This is a genomic window from Streptomyces sp. NPDC050439 (genome assembly GCF_040655335.1).
Lineage (GTDB): Bacteria > Actinomycetota > Actinomycetes > Streptomycetales > Streptomycetaceae > Streptomyces.
Genome location: NZ_JBFAJT010000007.1, coordinates 411,619 through 430,074 on the forward strand (window position 1 = coordinate 411,619; position 18,456 = coordinate 430,074).

Below are 18,456 nucleotides of genomic sequence, written 5' to 3' on the forward strand. Positions count from 1 at the left end.
GACCGGAGGCCAGGTCCCGCCCCCCGACGTGGGAGGATCGGGGGTGGCGGGCCAGGGCCGCGCACCCGGTCGCGCCACGCAGTTCCAGGCGCGAGCATGAGGAGCACCGTTGAGCAGGTTGCGTTGGCTGACCGCGGGAGAGTCCCACGGACCCGCACTTGTCGCGACGCTGGAGGGTCTTCCCGCCGGCGTGCCGATCACCACGGAGATGGTGGCGGACCACCTGGCCCGGCGGCGCCTCGGCTATGGGCGCGGTGCGCGCATGAAATTCGAGCGCGACGAGATCACCTTCCTGGGCGGCGTCCGGCACGGCCTGACCATGGGCTCGCCCGTCGCGATCATGGTGGGCAACACCGAGTGGCCCAAGTGGGAGCAGGTCATGGCGGCCGACCCGGTCGACCCGGAGATCCTCGCCGACCTGGCTCGCAACGCCCCGCTGACCAGGCCCCGGCCCGGCCACGCCGACCTCGCCGGCATGCAGAAGTACGGCTTCGACGAGGCCCGACCGATCCTGGAGCGCGCCTCCGCCCGTGAGACCGCGGCCCGCGTCGCGCTCGGCGCGGTCGCCCGCTCGTACCTCAAGGAGACGGCCGGGATCGAGATCGTCAGCCATGTGACCGAGCTGGCGAGCGCCAAGGCTCCGTACGGCGTCTACCCGACCCCCGCCGACGTCGAGAAGCTCGACGCCGACCCGGTGCGCTGCCTCGACGCGGACGCGAGCAAGGCGATGGTCGCGGAGATCGACCAGGCCCACAAGGACGGCGACACCCTCGGTGGTGTGGTGGAGGTCCTCGCGTACGGCGTGCCGGTCGGGCTCGGCTCGCACGTGCACTGGGACCGCCGTCTCGACGCCCGCCTGGCCGCCGCGCTCATGGGCATCCAGGCCATCAAGGGCGTCGAGGTCGGCGACGGCTTCGACCTCGCGCGGGTGCCTGGCTCCAAGGCGCACGACGAGATCGTCTCCACCGACGACGGCATCAAGCGCACCTCAGGACGCTCCGGCGGCACCGAGGGCGGCCTGACCACCGGTGAACTGCTGCGCGTACGCGCCGCGATGAAGCCCATCGCGACCGTGCCGCGCGCGCTCGCCACCGTCGACGTCGCCACCGGCGAGGCCACCAAGGCCCACCACCAGCGCTCCGACGTGTGCGCGGTCCCGGCCGCCGGCATCGTCGCCGAGGCGATGGTCGCGCTGACCCTGGCCGACGCCGTCGCCGAGAAGTTCGGCGGCGACAGCGTGGCCGAGACCCGGCGGAACGTGCAGTCGTACCTCGACAACCTCCAGATCCGGTGACCGGCCCGCAGATCGTTCTGGTCGGACCGATGGGCGTGGGCAAGTCCACGGTGGGCGCACTGCTCGCCGAGCGCCTCGGCACCGTCTACCGGGACACCGACGCCGACATCGTGGCCGCACAGGGCCGGGAGATCGCGGAGATCTTCGTGGACGAGGGCGAGCCGCACTTCCGCGACCTGGAGCGGGCGGCCGTGCGTACGGCGCTCGCCGAGCACGAGGGCATCCTCGCGCTCGGCGGGGGCGCGATCCTCGACGAGTCGACCCGTGCGCTCCTCGCGCCGCACCCCGTCGTCTATCTGTCGATGGACGTGGAGGAGGCGGTCAAGCGCACCGGTCTGAACGTCGCCCGCCCGCTGCTCGCGGTCAACCCGCGCAAGCAGTGGCGCGAACTGATGGAAGCCCGCCGCCATTTCTACGCCGAAGTCGCCCGCGCCGTCGTCGCCACCGACGACCGCACCCCCGAAGAGGTAGCCCAAGCGGTCCTCGACGCACTGGAGTTGAAGGAAGCATGACGGAGATGACCGAGACGTCGGGGCAGCCGCCCACCCGTATCCAGGTCGGCGGCACCGCGGGCACCGAGCCGTACGAGGTGCTCGTCGGACGGCAGCTCCTCGGCGAGCTGCCCGGCCTGATCGGCGAGGGGACCAAGCGCGTCGCGATCATCCACCCGGAGGCGCTCGCCGAGACCGGCGAGGCGCTGCGCGAGGACCTGGCGGGCGAGGGCTTCGAGGTCGTCGCCATCCAGGTGCCGAACGCCGAGGAGGCCAAGACCGCCGAGGTCGCCGCGTACTGCTGGAAGGCGCTTGGACAGTCCGGCTTCACCCGCAGCGACCTCATCATCGGTGTCGGCGGCGGAGCCACCACGGACCTCGCCGGATTCGTGGCCGCGACCTGGCTGCGCGGGGTCCGCTGGATCGCCGTGCCGACCACCGTGCTCGGCATGGTGGACGCCGCGGTCGGCGGCAAGACCGGCATCAACACCGCCGAGGGCAAGAACCTGGTCGGCTCCTTCCACCCGCCGACGGGCGTGCTGTGTGACCTGGCCGCGCTCGACTCGCTGCCGGTCAACGACTTCGTGTCGGGCCTCGCGGAGATCATCAAGGCCGGTTTCATCGCCGACCCGGTGATCCTCGAACTCATCGAGGAGGACCCCCAGGCGGCGCGCAGCCCGCAGGGGCGGCACACCGCCGAGCTGATCGAGCGCTCCATCAAGGTCAAGGCCGAGGTCGTCTCCGGCGACCTCAAGGAGTCGGGCCTGCGCGAGATCCTCAACTACGGCCACACCCTCGCCCACGCCATCGAGAAGAACGAGCGCTACAAGTGGCGGCACGGCGCGGCCGTCTCCGTGGGCATGGCCTTCGCGGCCGAACTCGGCCGCCTCGCGGGACGCCTGGACGACGCGACCGCCGACCGGCACCGCGCCGTCCTGGAGTCGGTCGGGTTGCCCCTGAGCTACCGCTACGACCAGTGGCCCAAGCTCCTGGAGACCATGAAGGTCGACAAGAAGTCCCGCGGTGACCTGCTGCGGTTCATCGTCCTTGACGGCCTCGGCAAGCCGACCGTCCTGGAGGGACCCGACCCCGCGGTGCTGCTCGCCGCTTACGGCGAAGTGGCGAACTAGCGCCCGAGAAGCGCTGAATCGGCCCGCCGGAACAAGCCACGGGCACCCTGCGGCCTCCCCGGCCGTTCACACAACGTCGGCCGGGGACGGTACCGTTCGGTAACGGGTGGCCCCGGCCGCCGCCCGACCAGCGTCAGTCGCACGAGACGGAGTGGCACCGGATGCAGCACGCAGTGGGGTCTCCGCTGCCGCCGCCCCATCAGCCGGGGCACGGACCGGCCACCGGCTGGTCCCCGGCCGCACATCACCCGAGCGGTCCGCCGCCGGGTGCCGCGCCGGGCGGCCCACCGCCTCCCGCGCCGGGATTCGCCGGCGCACCGCACCCGCAGGGCACGGCCCCCCATCCGCAGGGACCGGCCCCGCACCCGCACGCCCCGGCGCCGCAGCACGTGGCGCCCGGTGCCCCACAGCACCACCACGCCCCGGGCGCCCCCGTGCCCCCGACCCCGGACACCACCGGCCACATCCAGCTCCCGCCGGGCGGCCCCGTCGCCATGCCGAGCCCGCCGCCCGGCACGGCCCAGGCGGACACCGGCGGCACCACGCTGGCCGTCCTCCTGATCGGCCCCGCGGGCGCGGGCAAGACGAGCGTGGCCAAGTACTGGGCGGAGCACCGCAGGGTGCCGACCGCCCACATCAGCCTGGACGACGTACGCGAATGGGTGCGCTCAGGCTTCGCCGACCCCCAGTCGGGCTGGAACGACCACTCCGAGGCGCAGTACCGCCTGGCTCGCCGTACCTGCGGTTTCGCCGCGCGGAACTTTCTGGCCAACGGCATCTCCTGCATCCTCGACGACGCGGTCTTCCCCGACCGCCCGGTCGTCGGCCTCGGCGGCTGGAAGCGCCACGTGGGCCCCGGCCTGCTCCCGGTGGTCCTGCTGCCGGGCCTGGAGATCGTCCTGGAGCGCAATGCCGAGCGCAGCGGCAACCGCCGCCTGACGGACGAGGAAGTGGCCCGCATCCACGGCCGCATGGCCGGCTGGTACGGCTCGGGCCTGCCCATCATCGACAACTCCCAGCTGGACGTGCCCGCCACGGCCCGGGTCCTCGACGACGTCCTCGCCCGCTCCATCGCGAGCCCGCCGCAGTGGTAGCCGCTCGGTCGGACGCGCTCGACCGGCCGACCCGGGCCACCGCTCATAGGCTCGTGTCATGTCTGAGGTGTACGCGGCCCGCCGTGAGCGGCTGAGGGAGCGTTGTGCCGCGGGCGGCAGCGCGTCGGCGCTGGTGTCCCGTCCCGCCAACGTGCGGTATCTCGCGGGGGCGGCGCCACAGGGTGCCGTGCTCCTGCTGGGCAGCAGCGAGGATCTGCTGCTGTGCGCGGGGCCGCCGGGCGACGAGCGGGGCGAGGGGCGGCCCGACGAGGCGCTGCGTGTCCAGCTGCTCGACGCGGCCGGTGGCGACCCCGCCGTCGCGGGGGCCGATCTCGCGGCCGGGCAGGGCGCCGACTCGCTCGCCGTCGAGGAGCACGACCTCACGGTCGCCCGGCATCGCGCGCTGGGGTCCGTGGCGCCGCGGCTGCGTCTGACGGATCTCGGGGGAGCGGTGGAGCAGCTGCGGCTGGTCAAGGACGAGGAGGAGATCTCCTGTCTGCGGATCGGCTCCGAGATCGCCGATCAGGCGCTCGGTGAGCTGCTCGAATCGATCCTCGTGGGGCGTACGGAACGCCATCTCGCGCTGGAGCTGGAGCGCCGCCTCGTCGATCACGGCGCCGACGGGCCCGCCTTCCCGACCTCCGTCGCCACCGGGCCGAACGCCGGCCGGGGCGGTCACCGGCCGACCGACCGCCGCGTGGAGGAGGGGGATTTCCTCTCCGTGTGCCTGGGCGCCGGCTATCGCGGCTATCGTTGTGAGATCGGGCGTACGTTCGTCATCGGTACGTCTCCCGCGGACTGGCAGATCGAGTTGTACGACCTCGTCTTCGCCGCTCAGCGGGCGGGCAGGGAGGCTCTCGTACCGGGCGCCGCCTACCGCGACATCGACCGCGCCGCACGCCATGTACTGGACTCCGCCGGGTATGCGGATGGTCTCGCTCCGTTGATGGGACATGGGCTGGGGCTCGAAATCGACGAGGACCCGCAGTTGGCGCCCGCGGCCATGGGTAAACTGGACGCCTGCGTGCCGGTCACCGTCGAACCGGGGGTTCACCTCCCGGGACGGGGAGGTGTCCGGATCGATGACACGCTCGTCGTGCGCCCCGAGGCGGACGGCGGACCCGAGCTACTCACCATCACGACCAAGGAGCTGCTCGCGCTCTAGCTTTTCGAGCTGTGCGCGTGCGCCGGGGTCGTCCACGTCAGTCCAGGAGATTCCGCAACCGTGGCTTCCACGAACGACCTCAAGAACGGCCTGGTGCTCAAGCTCGACGGGGGCCAGCTCTGGTCCGTCGTCGAGTTCCAGCACGTCAAGCCCGGCAAGGGCCCCGCCTTCGTGCGCACCAAGCTCAAGAACGTGATGTCGGGCAAGGTCGTCGACAAGACCTTCAACGCCGGCGTGAAGGTCGACACGGCGACGATCGACAAGCGCGACATGCAGTTCTCCTACATGGACGGCGACTACTTCGTCTTCATGGACATGGAGACGTACGACCAGCTGCACGTCGACCGCAAGTCCGTCGGTGACGCCGCCAACTTCCTGATCGAGGGCTTCACGGCCTCCGTCGCGCAGCACGAGGGCGAAGTCCTCTTCGTCGAGCTGCCGGCCGCCGTCGAGCTGGTCATCCAGGAGACCGAGCCCGGTGTCCAGGGCGACCGCTCCACCGGTGGCACCAAGCCCGCGACGCTGGAGACCGGCCACCAGATCCAGGTGCCGCTCTTCATCACGACCGGCGAGAAGATCAAGGTCGACACCCGTGACAGCGGCTACCTCGGCCGGGTGAACAGCTAACCGTGGCTGCTCGTAATACGGCCCGCAAGCGCGCCTTCCAGATCCTCTTCGAGGCCGACCAGCGTGGCGCGGATGTTGTGACGGTCCTCGCGGACTGGGTGCGCCACTCGCGGGCCGACACACGGCAGCCGCCGGTCAGCGAGTTCACGATGGAACTGGTCGAGGGGTACGCGGAGCACGCGCGCCACATCGACGAGCTGATCTCGCAGTACGCCGTCGGGTGGACCCTGGACAGGATGCCGGTCGTGGACCGCAACATCCTGCGCCTCGGTGCCTACGAGCTGATCTGGGTCGACGCGACCCCGGACGCCGTGGTGCTCGACGAGTCCGTGCAGCTCGCCAAGGAGTTCTCCACGGACGATTCGCCGTCCTTCGTGAACGGCCTGCTCGGCCGCTTCAAGGACCTGAAGCCGAGCCTGCGCCGCGACGAGGCGTAGTTCGAGGCCGAACGCCGCTCAGAGGGCCCGCAGCATGCCGCTGCGGGCCCTCTGGCATGTCCCGGGGCTCCTGGGGCCGCTGGGGCTCCGGGAGAAGCTCAGGCGCCCACGCAAACGCCGGGGTGGCCGGAACCCGATCGGTTCCGGCCACCCCGGCGGTACGTTTCTGCTCAAGTGTCCCTTGAGGGATCAGACGTCGTCGTGAGCGACGGCGCGGCGCGCGTCCGCGTCCAGGACGCCCCAGCTGATCAGCTGCTCGGTGAGAACCGAGGGCGACTGGTCATAGATCACGGCGAGGGTGCGCAGGTCGTCCTGGCGGATCGAGAGCACCTTGCCGTTGTAGTCACCGCGCTGCGACTGGATCGTGGCGGCATACCGCTGGAGGGGGCCCGCCTTCTCCTGCGGGACGTGCGCGAGGCGCTCCAGATCGAGCACGAGCTTCGGCGGCGGCTCGGCCGCGCCGCCGGGAGCGGTGCCGGGCAGCAGCTCCTGGACCGGGACGCCGTAGAAGTCCGCCAGCTCGGCAAGGCGCTGTACGGTCACGGCGCGATCGCCGCGTTCGTACGAACCGACCACGACCGCCTTCCAGCGTCCCTGGGACTTTTCCTCGACACCGTGGAGGGAAAGGCCCTGCTGGGTACGGATGGCGCGGAGCTTGGCCCCGAGCTGTTTGGCGTATTCGCTGGACATATAGCTCCCCGGACGAAGAACGGTAACTCACTGTGAGGTTACGCAGCGTTACTTGGGTGCGTCAAGCCGAATGGTCCGTACCGGCACTCCCGAGGGGGGTCGTGACCGGGGACGTTTCCGGTGCTGGTACCGTGGATGGCGCAATTTCGACGTCCTTTAAGGTCCGTCCCGTGAGGCGGAGAAGGAGGTCCGTTTCATATGGACTCGAACGACACGAACGAACCCGATGTCGCCCGGCCCGTGCTCGAAGGCCCGGACATCGCACGGGTGTTGACCCGTATCGCGCACGAGATCGTCGAGCGCGCCAAAGGCGCCGAAGACGTGGTGCTGCTCGGCATTCCTACCCGTGGCGTCTTCCTCGCCCGGCGCCTCGCCGAGAAGCTCGAAGAAATCACCGGACGCACGATCCCGGTTGGCTCACTCGACATCACGATGTACCGCGACGATCTGCGCATGCATCCGCCGCGCGCACTGGCCCGCACCGAGATTCCCGGTGACGGCATCGACGGCCGCCTCGTCGTCCTCGTGGACGACGTGCTCTTCTCCGGTCGCACCATCCGCGCCGCCCTCGACGGTCTGAACGACATCGGGCGCCCGCGCGCGGTGCAGCTCGCCGTCCTCGTCGACCGCGGCCACCGCGAACTCCCGATCCGCGCCGATTACGTCGGCAAGAACCTCCCCACGTCGCTGCGGGAGACGGTCAAGGTCCAGCTCGCCGAGGAGGACGGCCGCGACGCCGTGCTGCTCGGTGCCAAGCCCGCTTCCGCGTAGGACCGGCTTTCCTGCGGGACCCGGGGCACACCCCTGCGCGCCCGCATGCCCGCACACCTCCACATGACGGAGAAAACCCAGATGATGCGACACCTCATCTCGGCCGCCGACCTCACCCGCGACGACGCCGTTCTCATCCTCGACACCGCCGAGGAGATGGCCCGGGTCGCCGACCGGCCGATCAAGAAGCTTCCCGCCCTGCGCGGCCGCACGATCTGCAACCTGTTCTTCGAGGACTCGACCCGGACCCGGATCTCCTTCGAGGCCGCCGAGAAGCGCCTCTCCGCCGACGTCATCAACTTCGCCGCCAAGGGCTCCAGCGTCTCCAAGGGCGAGTCCCTCAAGGACACCGCCCAGACCCTGGAGGCGATGGGCGTCGATGCCGTCGTCATCCGGCACGGCGCGTCCGGCGCCCCCTACCGCCTCGCCACCTCCGGCTGGATCGACGCCCCGGTGATCAACGCGGGCGACGGCACCCACCAGCACCCCACCCAGGCGCTGCTCGACGCCTTCACCATGCGGCGCCGCCTCGTCGGGCGCGACGCGGGCCTCGGCAAGGACCTGACCGGCAAGCGCATCACGCTCGTCGGCGACGTCCTGCACAGCCGGGTCGCGCGCTCGAACGTCGACCTGCTGCACACCCTGGGCGCCGAGGTGACCCTGGTCGCCCCGCCCACGCTCGTCCCGGTCGGCGTGGACAACTGGCCCTGCGACGTGTCGTACGACCTGGACCGGGTGCTCCCGAAGTCCGACGCCGTGATGATGCTGCGCGTGCAGCGCGAGCGCATGAACGCCGCGTTCTTCCCGACCGAGCGCGAGTACTCGCGTCGCTACGGCCTGGACGGCCAGCGCATGGCGAAGATGCCCGAGCACGCCATCGTGATGCACCCCGGCCCGATGGTCCGCGGCATGGAGATCACCGCCGAGGTCGCCGACTCCGACCGCTGCACGGTCATCGAGCAGGTCGCCAACGGCGTGCACACCCGGATGGCCGTCCTCTATCTGCTCCTGGGCGGGAACGAACCCGCCGTCACCCACACCCGCCCCACCGGTTCCGAGGAGAAGTAAGACATGAGCAAGACCCTGATCCGTGGTGCGAAGGTGCTCGGCGGCGAGCCCCAGGACGTACTGATCGACGGCGGCACGATCGCCGAGGTGGGCACCGGCATCGACGCGGCCGGCGCCACCGTCGTCGAGGCCGAGGGCCAGATCCTGCTGCCCGGCCTCGTCGACCTCCACACCCACCTGCGCGAGCCCGGCCGTGAGGACTCCGAGACCGTCCTGACCGGCACGCAGGCCGCCGCCTCCGGTGGCTACACCGCCGTGTTCGCCATGGCCAACACCTTCCCCGTCGCCGACACCGCCGGCGTCGTCGAGCAGGTCTACCGCCTGGGCCAGGAGGGCGGATACGCCGACGTCCAGCCGATCGGCGCCGTCACCGTCGGCCTGGAGGGCAAGAAGCTCGCCGAACTCGGTGCCATGCACGAGTCCGCGGCCGGCGTCACCGTCTTCTCCGACGACGGCAAGTGCGTCGACGACGCCGTGATGATGCGCCGCGCCCTGGAGTACGTGAAGGCTTTCGGCGGTGTAGTCGCCCAGCACGCGCAGGAGCCGCGGCTCACCGAGGGTGCCCAGATGAACGAGGGCGTCGTCTCCGCCGAGCTGGGCCTCGGCGGCTGGCCCGCCGTCGCCGAGGAGTCGATCATCGCGCGTGACGTGCTGCTCGCCGAGCACGTCGGCTCGCGGGTGCACATCTGCCACCTGTCGACCGCCGGCTCGGTCGAGATCGTCCGCTGGGCCAAGTCGCGCGGCATCGACGTGACCGCCGAGGTCACCCCGCACCACCTGCTCCTCACCGACGAGATGGTCCGCTCGTACAACCCGGTCTACAAGGTCAACCCGCCGCTGCGCACCGAGCGCGACGTCATGGCGCTGCGCGAGGCCCTGGCCGACGGCACGATCGACATCGTCGCCACCGACCACGCCCCGCACCCGCACGAGGACAAGGACTGCGAGTGGGCCGCGGCCGCCATGGGCATGGTGGGCCTGGAGACCGCGCTCTCCGTCGTCCAGCAGACGATGGTCGAGACCGGCCTGCTGACCTGGGAGGCCGTCGCCGACCGGATGTCCGTCAAGCCCGCCGAGATCGGGCAGGCCAAGGGCCACGGACGCCCCGTCTCGGCAGGTGAGCCCGCGAACCTCACGCTCCTCGATCCGGCTTACCGTGGTGTCGTGGACCCGGCGGGCTTCAGCTCGCGCAGCGGCAACACCCCCTACGAGGGCCGTGAGCTGCCCGGTCGCGTGACGCACACGTGGCTGCGGGGCCGCGCCACGGTCGTCGACGGGAAGCTCGCGTGACATCTCTTCTGGAACTGGCCGCCGAGAAGGAATCGGCGGAGGTGACCGACTGGGCCGCCCGTGCGGGCTGGGTCGTCGGCCTTCTGCTCTTCATCGCGCTCGTCTACTGGCTGATGCGCGAGGGCTGGAAGTGGCGCGGCACGCTCCAGGGTGACCTGCCGGAGCTCCCCGCCGCGCCGTCCGAGCCGGGTCCGGCCAGACTTGAGCTGAGCGGCCGCTACCACGGCTCGACCACGGCAGGGCAGTGGCTCGACCGCATCGTGGCGCACGGTCTGGGCACCCGCAGCCGCGTCGAGCTCACGCTCACCGACGCGGGCCTCGACGTCGTACGCCCCGGCGCGGCCGACTTCTTCGTCCCGGCCGCACAGCTGCGCGAGGCCCGGCTCGACAAGGGCATCGCCGGAAAGGTCCTCGCGGAGGGCGGTCTGCTGATCGTCACCTGGGAGCACGGCGAGAAGCTGATCGACTCGGGCTTCCGCTCGGACCACGCGGCCGAGCAGGCGGAATGGGTCGAGGCCGTCAACAACATGATCAACAAGACCAGCACTACGGAAGGCACCGCACGATGACGACCTCCACAAGGGGATCCGCCGTTAGGCAGAAGGCGTCTCCCGCCGTACTCGTCCTGGAGGACGGCCGCATCTTCCGCGGCCGCGCCTACGGGGCCGTGGGGGAGACCTTCGGCGAAGCGGTGTTCTCCACCGGCATGACCGGCTACCAGGAGACCCTCACCGACCCCTCGTACCACCGCCAGGTCGTCGTCATGACGGCCCCGCACGTCGGCAACACGGGCGTGAACGACGAGGACGACGAGTCCGCCCGCATCTGGGTCTCCGGCTACGTCGTGCGCGACCCCGCGCGCGTGCCGTCCAACTGGCGCTCCAAGCGCACCCTGGACGAGCAGCTCACCGCCCAGGGCGTCGTCGGCATCTCCGGCATCGACACCCGCGCCCTCACCCGCCACCTGCGCGAGAGCGGCGCCATGCGCGTCGGCATCTTCTCCGGAGCGGCCTTCACCGGCGTCGGCGACGACGCCCTGCTCGCCAAGGTGCAGGCAGCCCCGCAGATGAAGGGCGCCGACCTCTCCGCCGAGGTCGCCACCAAGGAGGCGTACGTCGTCCCCGCGATCGGCACCAAGAAGTTCACGGTCGCCGCCGTGGACCTCGGCATCAAGGGCATGACCCCGCAGCGCATGGCCGAACGCGGCATCGAGGTGCACGTCCTGCCCGCCACCGCCACGGTCGACGACGTGTACGCGGTCAACCCGGACGGGGTGTTCTTCTCGAACGGACCCGGCGACCCGGCCACCGCGGACCACCCGGTCTCCGTCATGCAGGGCGTCCTGGAGCGCAAGACCCCGCTCTTCGGCATCTGCTTCGGCAACCAGATCCTCGGCCGCGCGCTCGGCTTCGGCACCTTCAAGCTGAAGTACGGCCACCGAGGCATCAACCAGCCCGTGCAGGACCGCACGACCGGCAAGGTCGAGGTCACCGCGCACAACCACGGCTTCGCCGTCGACGCGCCCCTCGACAAGGTCTCCGACACGCCCTACGGCCGCGCCGAGGTCTCCCACGTCTGCCTGAACGACCAGGTGGTGGAGGGGCTCCAGCTCCTCGACCAGCCCGCGTTCAGCGTCCAGTACCACCCCGAGGCGGCGGCCGGTCCGCACGACGCCGCCTACCTGTTCGACCGCTTCGTATCGCTCATGGAGGGCCAGCGTGCCTAAGCGCACCGATATCCAGTCCGTCCTGGTCATCGGCTCCGGCCCGATCGTCATCGGCCAGGCAGCGGAGTTCGACTACTCCGGCACCCAGGCCTGCCGCGTGCTCAAGGCCGAGGGCCTGCGCGTCATCCTGGTGAACTCGAACCCGGCGACGATCATGACCGACCCGGAGATCGCCGACGCGACCTACGTCGAGCCGATCACCCCCGAGTTCGTCGAGAAGATCATCGCCAAGGAGCGCCCCGACGCGCTCCTGCCCACCCTGGGCGGCCAGACCGCGCTCAACACCGCGATCTCCATGCACGAGCAGGGTGTCCTGGAGAAGTACGGCGTCGAGCTCATCGGCGCCAACGTCGAGGCCATCAACAAGGGCGAGGACCGCGACCTCTTCAAGGGCGTCGTCGCCGAGGTCAACAAGAAGATCGGGCACGGCGAGTCCGCCCGCTCGTACATCTGCCACTCCATGGACGACGTCCTCAAGGGCGTCGACGAGCTCGGCGGCTACCCCGTGGTCGTCCGCCCCTCCTTCACCATGGGCGGCGCCGGTTCCGGCTTCGCGCACGACGAGGAGGAGCTGCGCCGCATCGCCGGGCAGGGCCTCACGCTCTCGCCGACCACCGAGGTCCTCCTTGAGGAGTCCATCCTCGGCTGGAAGGAGTACGAGCTGGAGCTGATGCGCGACAAGAACGACAACGTCGTGGTCGTCTGCTCCATCGAGAACTTCGACCCGATGGGCGTGCACACCGGCGACTCGATCACCGTCGCCCCGGCGATGACGCTGACCGACCGCGAGTACCAGACCCTCCGTGACGTCGGCATCGCGATCATCCGCGAGGTCGGCGTCGACACCGGCGGCTGCAACATCCAGTTCGCCATCGACCCGACGGACGGCCGGGTCATCGTCATCGAGATGAACCCGCGTGTCTCGCGGTCCTCCGCGCTCGCTTCGAAGGCCACCGGATTCCCGATCGCGAAGATCGCGGCAAAGCTGGCCGTCGGCTACACGCTGGACGAGATCCCGAACGACATCACCGAGAAGACCCCGGCCTCCTTCGAGCCGACGCTCGACTACGTGGTGGTCAAGGCCCCGCGTTTCGCCTTCGAGAAGTTCCCCTCGGCGGACTCAACCCTGACGACCACCATGAAGTCGGTCGGCGAGGCCATGGCGATCGGCCGCAACTTCACCGAGGCGCTGCAGAAGGCGCTGCGCTCGCTGGAGAAGAAGGGCTCGCAGTTCACCTTCGTGGGCGAGCCCGGCGACAAGGCCCTTCTTCTGGAAGAGGCCGTCCGGCCGACCGACGGGCGCATCAACTCCGTCATGCAGGCCATCCGTGCCGGCGCGACGCCCGAGGAGGTCTTCGAGTCCACGAAGATCGACCCGTGGTTCGTCGACCAGCTCTTCCTGATCAAGGAGATCGCGGACGAGCTCGCCGCCGCGGAGCGCCTGGACGCCGACCTGCTCGCCGAGGCCAAGCGACACGGCTTCTCCGACCACCAGATCGCGGAGATCCGCGGCCTGCGCGAGGACGTCGTCCGCGAGGTGCGCCACGCCCTCGGTGTGCGCCCGGTCTACAAGACGGTCGACACCTGCGCCGCCGAGTTCGCCGCCAAGACGCCGTACTTCTACTCCTCGTACGACGAGGAGAACGAGGTCGCTCAGCGCGAGAAGCCCGCGGTCATCATCCTGGGCTCCGGCCCGAACCGCATCGGCCAGGGCATCGAGTTCGACTACTCCTGCGTCCACGCCTCCTTCGCGCTGAGCGACGCGGGCTACGAGACCGTGATGGTCAACTGCAACCCCGAGACCGTCTCCACGGACTACGACACGTCCGACCGCCTGTACTTCGAGCCGCTCACGCTCGAAGACGTCCTGGAGATCGTCAACGTCGAGGCGCAGGCAGGGCCGATCGCGGGCGTCATCGTCCAGCTCGGCGGCCAGACCCCGCTGGGCCTGGCGCAGGCCCTCAAGGACAACGGCGTGCCGGTCGTGGGCACCTCGCCGGAGGCCATCCACGCCGCCGAGGACCGCGGCGCCTTCGGCCGCGTGCTCGCCGAGGCCGGTCTCCCCGCGCCCAAGCACGGCACCGCGACCACCTTCGCCGAGGCCAAGGCCATCGCCGACGAGATCGGCTACCCCGTCCTCGTACGCCCGTCGTATGTGCTCGGCGGCCGCGGCATGGAGATCGTGTACGACGAGACCCGCCTGTCCGCGTACATCGAGGAGTCGACCGAGATCAGCCCCTCGCGGCCGGTCCTCGTCGACCGCTTCCTCGACGACGCGATCGAGATCGACGTGGACGCGCTCTACGACGGCGAGGAGCTCTACCTCGGCGGCGTCATGGAGCACATCGAGGAAGCCGGCATCCACTCCGGCGACTCCGCGTGCGCGCTGCCCCCGATCACCCTCGGCGGGCACGACATCAAGCGGCTTCGCGCCTCCACGGAGGGCATCGCCAAGGGCGTCGGCGTCCGCGGCCTCATCAACATCCAGTTCGCGATGGCCGGGGACATCCTCTACGTCCTCGAGGCCAACCCGCGCGCCTCGCGCACCGTCCCCTTCACCTCGAAGGCGACCGCGGTGCCGCTGGCCAAGGCCGCCGCGCGCATCTCGCTCGGCGCCACCGTCGCCGAGCTGCGCGCCGAGGGCATGCTCCCGGCGACCGGTGACGGCGGCACGCTGCCGATGGACGCGCCGATCTCGGTGAAGGAAGCCGTCATGCCGTGGTCGCGCTTCCGCGACATCCACGGGCGTGGCGTCGACACCGTCCTCGGCCCGGAGATGCGCTCCACCGGTGAAGTCATGGGCATCGACTCGGTGTTCGGCACGGCCTACGCCAAGTCGCAGGCCGGGGCGTACGGTCCGCTGCCGACCAAGGGCCGCGCCTTCATCTCGGTGGCCAACCGCGACAAGCGCTCGATGATCTTCCCGGCGCGTGAACTGGTCGCGCACGGCTTCGAGTTGCTCGCCACGTCCGGCACGGCCGAGGTGCTCAAGCGCAACGGCATCAACGCCACGATCGTGCGCAAGCAGAGCGAGGGCGTGGGCCCGAACGGCGAGAAGACGATCGTCCAGCTGATCCACGACGGCGCGGTCGACCTCATCGTCAACACCCCGTACGGCACCGGTGGCCGCCTCGACGGCTACGACATCCGTACGGCGGCCGTGTCCCGCTCCGTGCCGTGCCTGACGACGGTCCAGGCGCTCGCCGCCGCCGTCCAGGGCATCGACGCGCTCAACGGCGGGGACGTGGGCGTCCGTTCACTCCAGGAACACGCGGAGCATCTGACCGCGGCCCGCGACTAGCAGCCCACCAGGGGGACACCGATCCGGTGTCCCCCTTCTGGTGAGCACACCTGAGGACCTCTGAGGACACCCACATGTACAAATTCTTCTTCGACCTCGTCTTCAAGCGCATGGACCCGGAGCAGGCCCACTACCTGGCCTTCCGCTGGATCCGGCTCGCGGCCCGCGTCCCCGTGCTGCGCACGTTCGTCGCCGCCGTGCTCGCGCCGCGCCACAAGGAGCTGCGCACCGAGGCCCTCGGCCTGCGGATGCACGGCCCCTTCGGTCTCGCCGCAGGCTTCGACAAGAACGCCGTCGCGATCGACGGCATGTCGATGCTCGGCTTCGACCACATCGAGATCGGCACCGTCACGGGGGAGCCGCAGCCCGGCAACCCCAAGAAGCGGCTCTTTCGCCTCGTGCAGGACCGCGCGCTGATCAACCGCATGGGCTTCAACAACGAGGGTTCGGCGGCCGTGGCCGAGCGCCTGGGCGCCCGCAAGGCCGTCTTCAAGACGGTCGTGGGCGTCAACATCGGCAAGACCAAGGTCGTCCCCGAGGAGGAGGCCGCGGCCGACTACGTGAAGTCGACCGAGCGGCTCGCCGCCCACGCCGACTACCTCGTGGTCAACGTGTCGTCCCCGAACACTCCCGGCCTGCGCAACCTCCAGGCCACGGAGTCGCTGCGGCCGCTGCTCACCGCCGTACGCGAGGCGGCCGACCGCAGTGTCTCCGGGCGGCGCGTGCCGCTCCTCGTGAAGATCGCCCCCGACCTGGCGGACGAGGACGTCGACGCGGTCGCCGACCTGGCCGTCGAACTCGGCCTGGACGGCATCATCGCCACGAACACGACCATCGCGCGCGAGGGCCTCGGTTTGCGATCCGAACCTTCGCTCTACGGAGAGACCGGCGGTCTGTCGGGCGCGCCCCTCAAGGAGCGCTCCCTGGAGGTCCTGCGCCGCCTCTACGCGCGCGTGGGCGACCGCATCACGCTCGTGGGCGTCGGCGGCATCGAGAACGCCGAGGACGCCTGGCAGCGCATCCTCGCCGGCGCCACCCTGGTGCAGGGCTACAGCGCGTTCATCTACGAGGGGCCCTTCTGGGGCCGCGCCATCCACAAGGGGCTCGCCGCACGCCTTCGGGCGAGCTCGTACGCCACCCTCGCCGAGGCTGTCGGCGCCGACGTAAGGAAGCCCGCATGAGTGCCCTCGAACCCTTCGGCAGCCGCCTTCGCCACGCCATGGACGAGCGCGGCCCGCTCTGTGTCGGCATCGACCCGCACGCCTCCCTGCTGTCCGCCTGGGGCCTGAACGACGACGTCGCGGGCCTGGAGCGGTTCACCGGCACCGTCGTCGAGGCGCTCGCCGACACGGTGGCGGTCTTCAAGCCGCAGAGCGCGTTCTTCGAGCGCTTCGGCTCGCGCGGCATCGCCGTACTGGAGAAGGCCGTCCAGGAGCTGCGTGCGGCCGGCGCCCTGGTGGTCATGGACGCCAAGCGCGGCGACATCGGCTCGACCATGGCCGCGTACGCCGAGACCTTCCTGCACAAGGACTCGCCGCTGTTCTCCGACGCCCTCACGGTCTCGCCCTACCTCGGCTACGGCTCGCTGCGGCCGGCCGTCGACCTCGCGCGCGAGAACGGCACCGGGCTCTTCGTCCTCGCCCTCACCTCCAACCCCGAGGGCGCCGAGGTGCAGCACGCGGTGCGCGAGGACGGCCGCACGATCGGCGCGACGATCCTCGGTCACCTGGCGGCCGACAACGCAGGCGCGGAGCCCCTGGGGTCCTTCGGCGCCGTCGTGGGGGCCACGCTCGGGGACCTGTCCTCGTACGACCTCGCGATCAACGGACCGCTGCTCGCCCCCGGCATCGGGGCGCAGGGAGCCACCCCGGCGGATCTGCCGGGGGTCTTCGGGGACGCCGTACGCAATGTCGTGCCGAGCGTGAGCCGGGGTGTCCTGCGTCACGGTCCTGACGTGGCGGGTCTGCGCGTGGCCGCGAGCCGTTTCGCGGACGAGGTCCGTGCGGCCGTCGCCTCGGCCTGAGGTCTTCTTCCGAAGGCCTTCTGAGGGTGTTCTGAGGTCCGCGGAGGGTGTTTTTCCGTCTTCGAAGGTCGTGTCCGGCCACGTCCCGACGTTTCGCCGATGACTCACGGGGCCAAATCAGGGGTGAAATGCCCGAAATGCACACCTCGACAGAGGCTGACCAGGACTTTTCGTCTGTTCTCGCTGACTCCGGCGGCCATGCCCGCTAGTCTCCGACGAGAGCGAACGGGCAAGCGCGTTGCACGTTGCTCACCAGGTGTGGGGCGACTAGGTTCCTCACCGGTCCGTATCCGACAGTTCGACATCCGAGGTGACGTAGGCGTGGCTCTTCCGCCCCTTACCCCTGAACAGCGCGCAGCCGCGCTCGAAAAGGCCGCCGCGGCTCGCCGGGAGCGGGCCGAGGTCAAGAATCGACTCAAGCACTCCGGCGCCTCGCTTCATGAGGTCATCAAGCAGGGTCAGGAGAACGATGTCATCGGCAAGATGAAGGTCTCCGCTCTCCTGGAGTCCCTGCCCGGCGTGGGCAAGGTCCGCGCCAAGCAGATCATGGAGCGTCTTGGCATCTCCGAGAGCCGCCGTGTGCGCGGTCTCGGCTCCAACCAGATCGCCTCCTTGGAGCGTGAGTTCGGCGGTGGCGCTGCCTGACGTTCTCAGGCACTCCTGAGAACCTGGATAATCGCTGCATGGCTGCAACATCCCGGGGGACGACCCCCGTGCCCCCGGACGTACGTCCGCGGCTGACCGTGCTCTCCGGCCCCTCAGGGGTCGGCAAGAGCACGGTCGTCGCTCATATGCGCAAGGAACACCCCGAGGTCTGGCTCTCGGTCTCGGCCACCACCCGGAAGCCGCGCCCCGGCGAGAAGGACGGCGTCCACTACTTCTTCGTCTCCGACGACGAGATGGACAAGCTGATCGCCAACGGCGAGCTCCTGGAGTGGGCCGAGTTCGCGGGCAACCGCTACGGCACGCCGCGGGCCGCCGTCCTGCGGCGCCTGGAGGCGGGCGAGCCCGTCCTCCTGGAGATCGATCTGCAGGGCGCACGTCTGGTCCGCGAGTCGATGTCCGAGGCGCAACTGGTCTTCCTCGCCCCGCCGAGCTGGGAGGAACTGGTCCGCAGGCTCACCGGCCGGGGGACCGAGGCGCCCGCGGTGATCGAGCGCAGGCTCGGCGCGGCGAAGATCGAACTCGCCGCCGAGGCCGAGTTCGACACGACCCTGGTCAATACCTCCGTCGAGGACGTGGCGCGTGAGCTGCTAGCCTTGATGAAAGTTGTTTGATCTTCTTCATCCTCAGTAACCCGGACTGACCCTCAATTTCCATTCGAGGGACATCCCCATCGGAAGGCAGAG

The 18,456-nt window shown here is 70.2% G+C and carries 18 protein-coding genes; 17 read left to right on the plus strand and 1 reads right to left on the minus strand.

The features are described from left to right. Window positions 1-109: 109 nt before the first annotated feature. From aroC to nusB, 7 genes are all read left to right on the plus strand, one after another. The gene (gene aroC, locus AB0I66_RS29725) at window positions 110-1,294 is read left to right on the plus strand and encodes a chorismate synthase (protein WP_363211014.1); all 1,185 of its coding nucleotides are present in this window, start codon (window positions 110-112) and stop codon (window positions 1,292-1,294) included. After that, window positions 1,291-1,806: a shikimate kinase gene (locus tag AB0I66_RS29730; protein WP_363211015.1), complete on the plus strand. Its 516-nt coding sequence runs from the start codon at window positions 1,291-1,293 to the stop codon at window positions 1,804-1,806. Before aroC ends, AB0I66_RS29730 begins: the two co-directional genes overlap by 4 nt. Window positions 1,807-1,811: 5 nt before the next feature. Beyond that, window positions 1,812-2,915: a 3-dehydroquinate synthase gene (aroB, locus tag AB0I66_RS29735; protein ID WP_363211156.1), complete on the plus strand. Its 1,104-nt coding sequence runs from the start codon at window positions 1,812-1,814 to the stop codon at window positions 2,913-2,915. A gap of 161 nt (window positions 2,916-3,076) precedes the next feature. Then, window positions 3,077-4,009 (plus strand): Pro-rich N-terminal domain-containing protein, encoded by a 933-nt coding sequence (locus AB0I66_RS29740; protein ID WP_363211016.1) that lies wholly within the window; start codon window positions 3,077-3,079, stop codon window positions 4,007-4,009. Between the two features lie 58 nt (window positions 4,010-4,067). Beyond that, window positions 4,068-5,174, plus strand: coding sequence for an aminopeptidase P family protein (locus AB0I66_RS29745; protein WP_363211017.1), 1,107 nt, complete (start codon window positions 4,068-4,070; stop codon window positions 5,172-5,174). Between the two features lie 60 nt (window positions 5,175-5,234). Continuing rightward, entirely contained in the window at window positions 5,235-5,801 is a 567-nt protein-coding gene (gene efp, locus AB0I66_RS29750; RefSeq protein WP_344521662.1) for an elongation factor P, read from the plus strand. A gap of 2 nt (window positions 5,802-5,803) precedes the next feature. Beyond that, window positions 5,804-6,238 (plus strand): transcription antitermination factor NusB, encoded by a 435-nt coding sequence (gene nusB, locus AB0I66_RS29755; protein ID WP_363211018.1) that lies wholly within the window; start codon window positions 5,804-5,806, stop codon window positions 6,236-6,238. A 189-nt stretch (window positions 6,239-6,427) separates the two neighbouring features. Here nusB and bldD read toward each other — a convergent pair whose 3' ends face one another. Continuing rightward, window positions 6,428-6,928 (minus strand): transcriptional regulator BldD, encoded by a 501-nt coding sequence (gene bldD / locus AB0I66_RS29760; protein WP_249591133.1) that lies wholly within the window; start codon window positions 6,926-6,928, stop codon window positions 6,428-6,430. A 198-nt stretch (window positions 6,929-7,126) separates the two neighbouring features. Here bldD and pyrR point away from each other — a divergent pair, with 198 nt between their 5' ends. The 10 genes from pyrR to gmk all read left to right on the plus strand — a co-directional run bounded on the left by pyrR (window position 7,127) and on the right by gmk (window position 18,384). Beyond that, the gene (gene pyrR / locus AB0I66_RS29765; RefSeq protein ID WP_363211019.1) at window positions 7,127-7,699 is read left to right on the plus strand and encodes a bifunctional pyr operon transcriptional regulator/uracil phosphoribosyltransferase PyrR; all 573 of its coding nucleotides are present in this window, start codon (window positions 7,127-7,129) and stop codon (window positions 7,697-7,699) included. Between the two features lie 81 nt (window positions 7,700-7,780). Continuing rightward, complete coding sequence (locus tag AB0I66_RS29770) at window positions 7,781-8,767, plus strand: aspartate carbamoyltransferase catalytic subunit (RefSeq protein WP_363211157.1); 987 nt, start codon at window positions 7,781-7,783, stop codon at window positions 8,765-8,767. A 3-nt stretch (window positions 8,768-8,770) separates the two neighbouring features. Then, the gene (locus AB0I66_RS29775; protein ID WP_363211020.1) at window positions 8,771-10,057 is read left to right on the plus strand and encodes a dihydroorotase; all 1,287 of its coding nucleotides are present in this window, start codon (window positions 8,771-8,773) and stop codon (window positions 10,055-10,057) included. Next, window positions 10,054-10,626 carry a hypothetical protein gene (locus AB0I66_RS29780; protein ID WP_363211021.1) on the plus strand — a complete coding sequence of 191 codons (573 nt, stop codon included), beginning with the start codon at window positions 10,054-10,056 and terminating at the stop codon, window positions 10,624-10,626. Before AB0I66_RS29775 ends, AB0I66_RS29780 begins: the two co-directional genes overlap by 4 nt. Further along, window positions 10,623-11,783 carry a glutamine-hydrolyzing carbamoyl-phosphate synthase small subunit gene (gene carA, locus AB0I66_RS29785; protein ID WP_363211022.1) on the plus strand — a complete coding sequence of 387 codons (1,161 nt, stop codon included), beginning with the start codon at window positions 10,623-10,625 and terminating at the stop codon, window positions 11,781-11,783. The genes AB0I66_RS29780 and carA overlap by 4 nt, the downstream gene beginning before the upstream one ends. Continuing rightward, on the plus strand, window positions 11,776-15,084 hold the full coding sequence (gene carB, locus AB0I66_RS29790) for a carbamoyl-phosphate synthase large subunit (protein ID WP_363211023.1): 3,309 nt from the start codon (window positions 11,776-11,778) through the stop codon (window positions 15,082-15,084). The genes carA and carB overlap by 8 nt, the downstream gene beginning before the upstream one ends. A gap of 74 nt (window positions 15,085-15,158) precedes the next feature. Continuing rightward, window positions 15,159-16,265 (plus strand): quinone-dependent dihydroorotate dehydrogenase, encoded by a 1,107-nt coding sequence (locus tag AB0I66_RS29795; protein ID WP_363211024.1) that lies wholly within the window; start codon window positions 15,159-15,161, stop codon window positions 16,263-16,265. Beyond that, complete coding sequence (pyrF, locus tag AB0I66_RS29800) at window positions 16,262-17,107, plus strand: orotidine-5'-phosphate decarboxylase (protein ID WP_363211025.1); 846 nt, start codon at window positions 16,262-16,264, stop codon at window positions 17,105-17,107. The genes AB0I66_RS29795 and pyrF overlap by 4 nt, the downstream gene beginning before the upstream one ends. Before the next feature lie 321 nt (window positions 17,108-17,428). Next, window positions 17,429-17,752, plus strand: coding sequence for an integration host factor (locus tag AB0I66_RS29805; protein ID WP_005319887.1), 324 nt, complete (start codon window positions 17,429-17,431; stop codon window positions 17,750-17,752). Between the two features lie 38 nt (window positions 17,753-17,790). Beyond that, window positions 17,791-18,384: a guanylate kinase gene (gmk, locus tag AB0I66_RS29810; RefSeq protein ID WP_363211026.1), complete on the plus strand. Its 594-nt coding sequence runs from the start codon at window positions 17,791-17,793 to the stop codon at window positions 18,382-18,384. The last annotated feature ends 72 nt before the right edge of the window (window positions 18,385-18,456 follow it).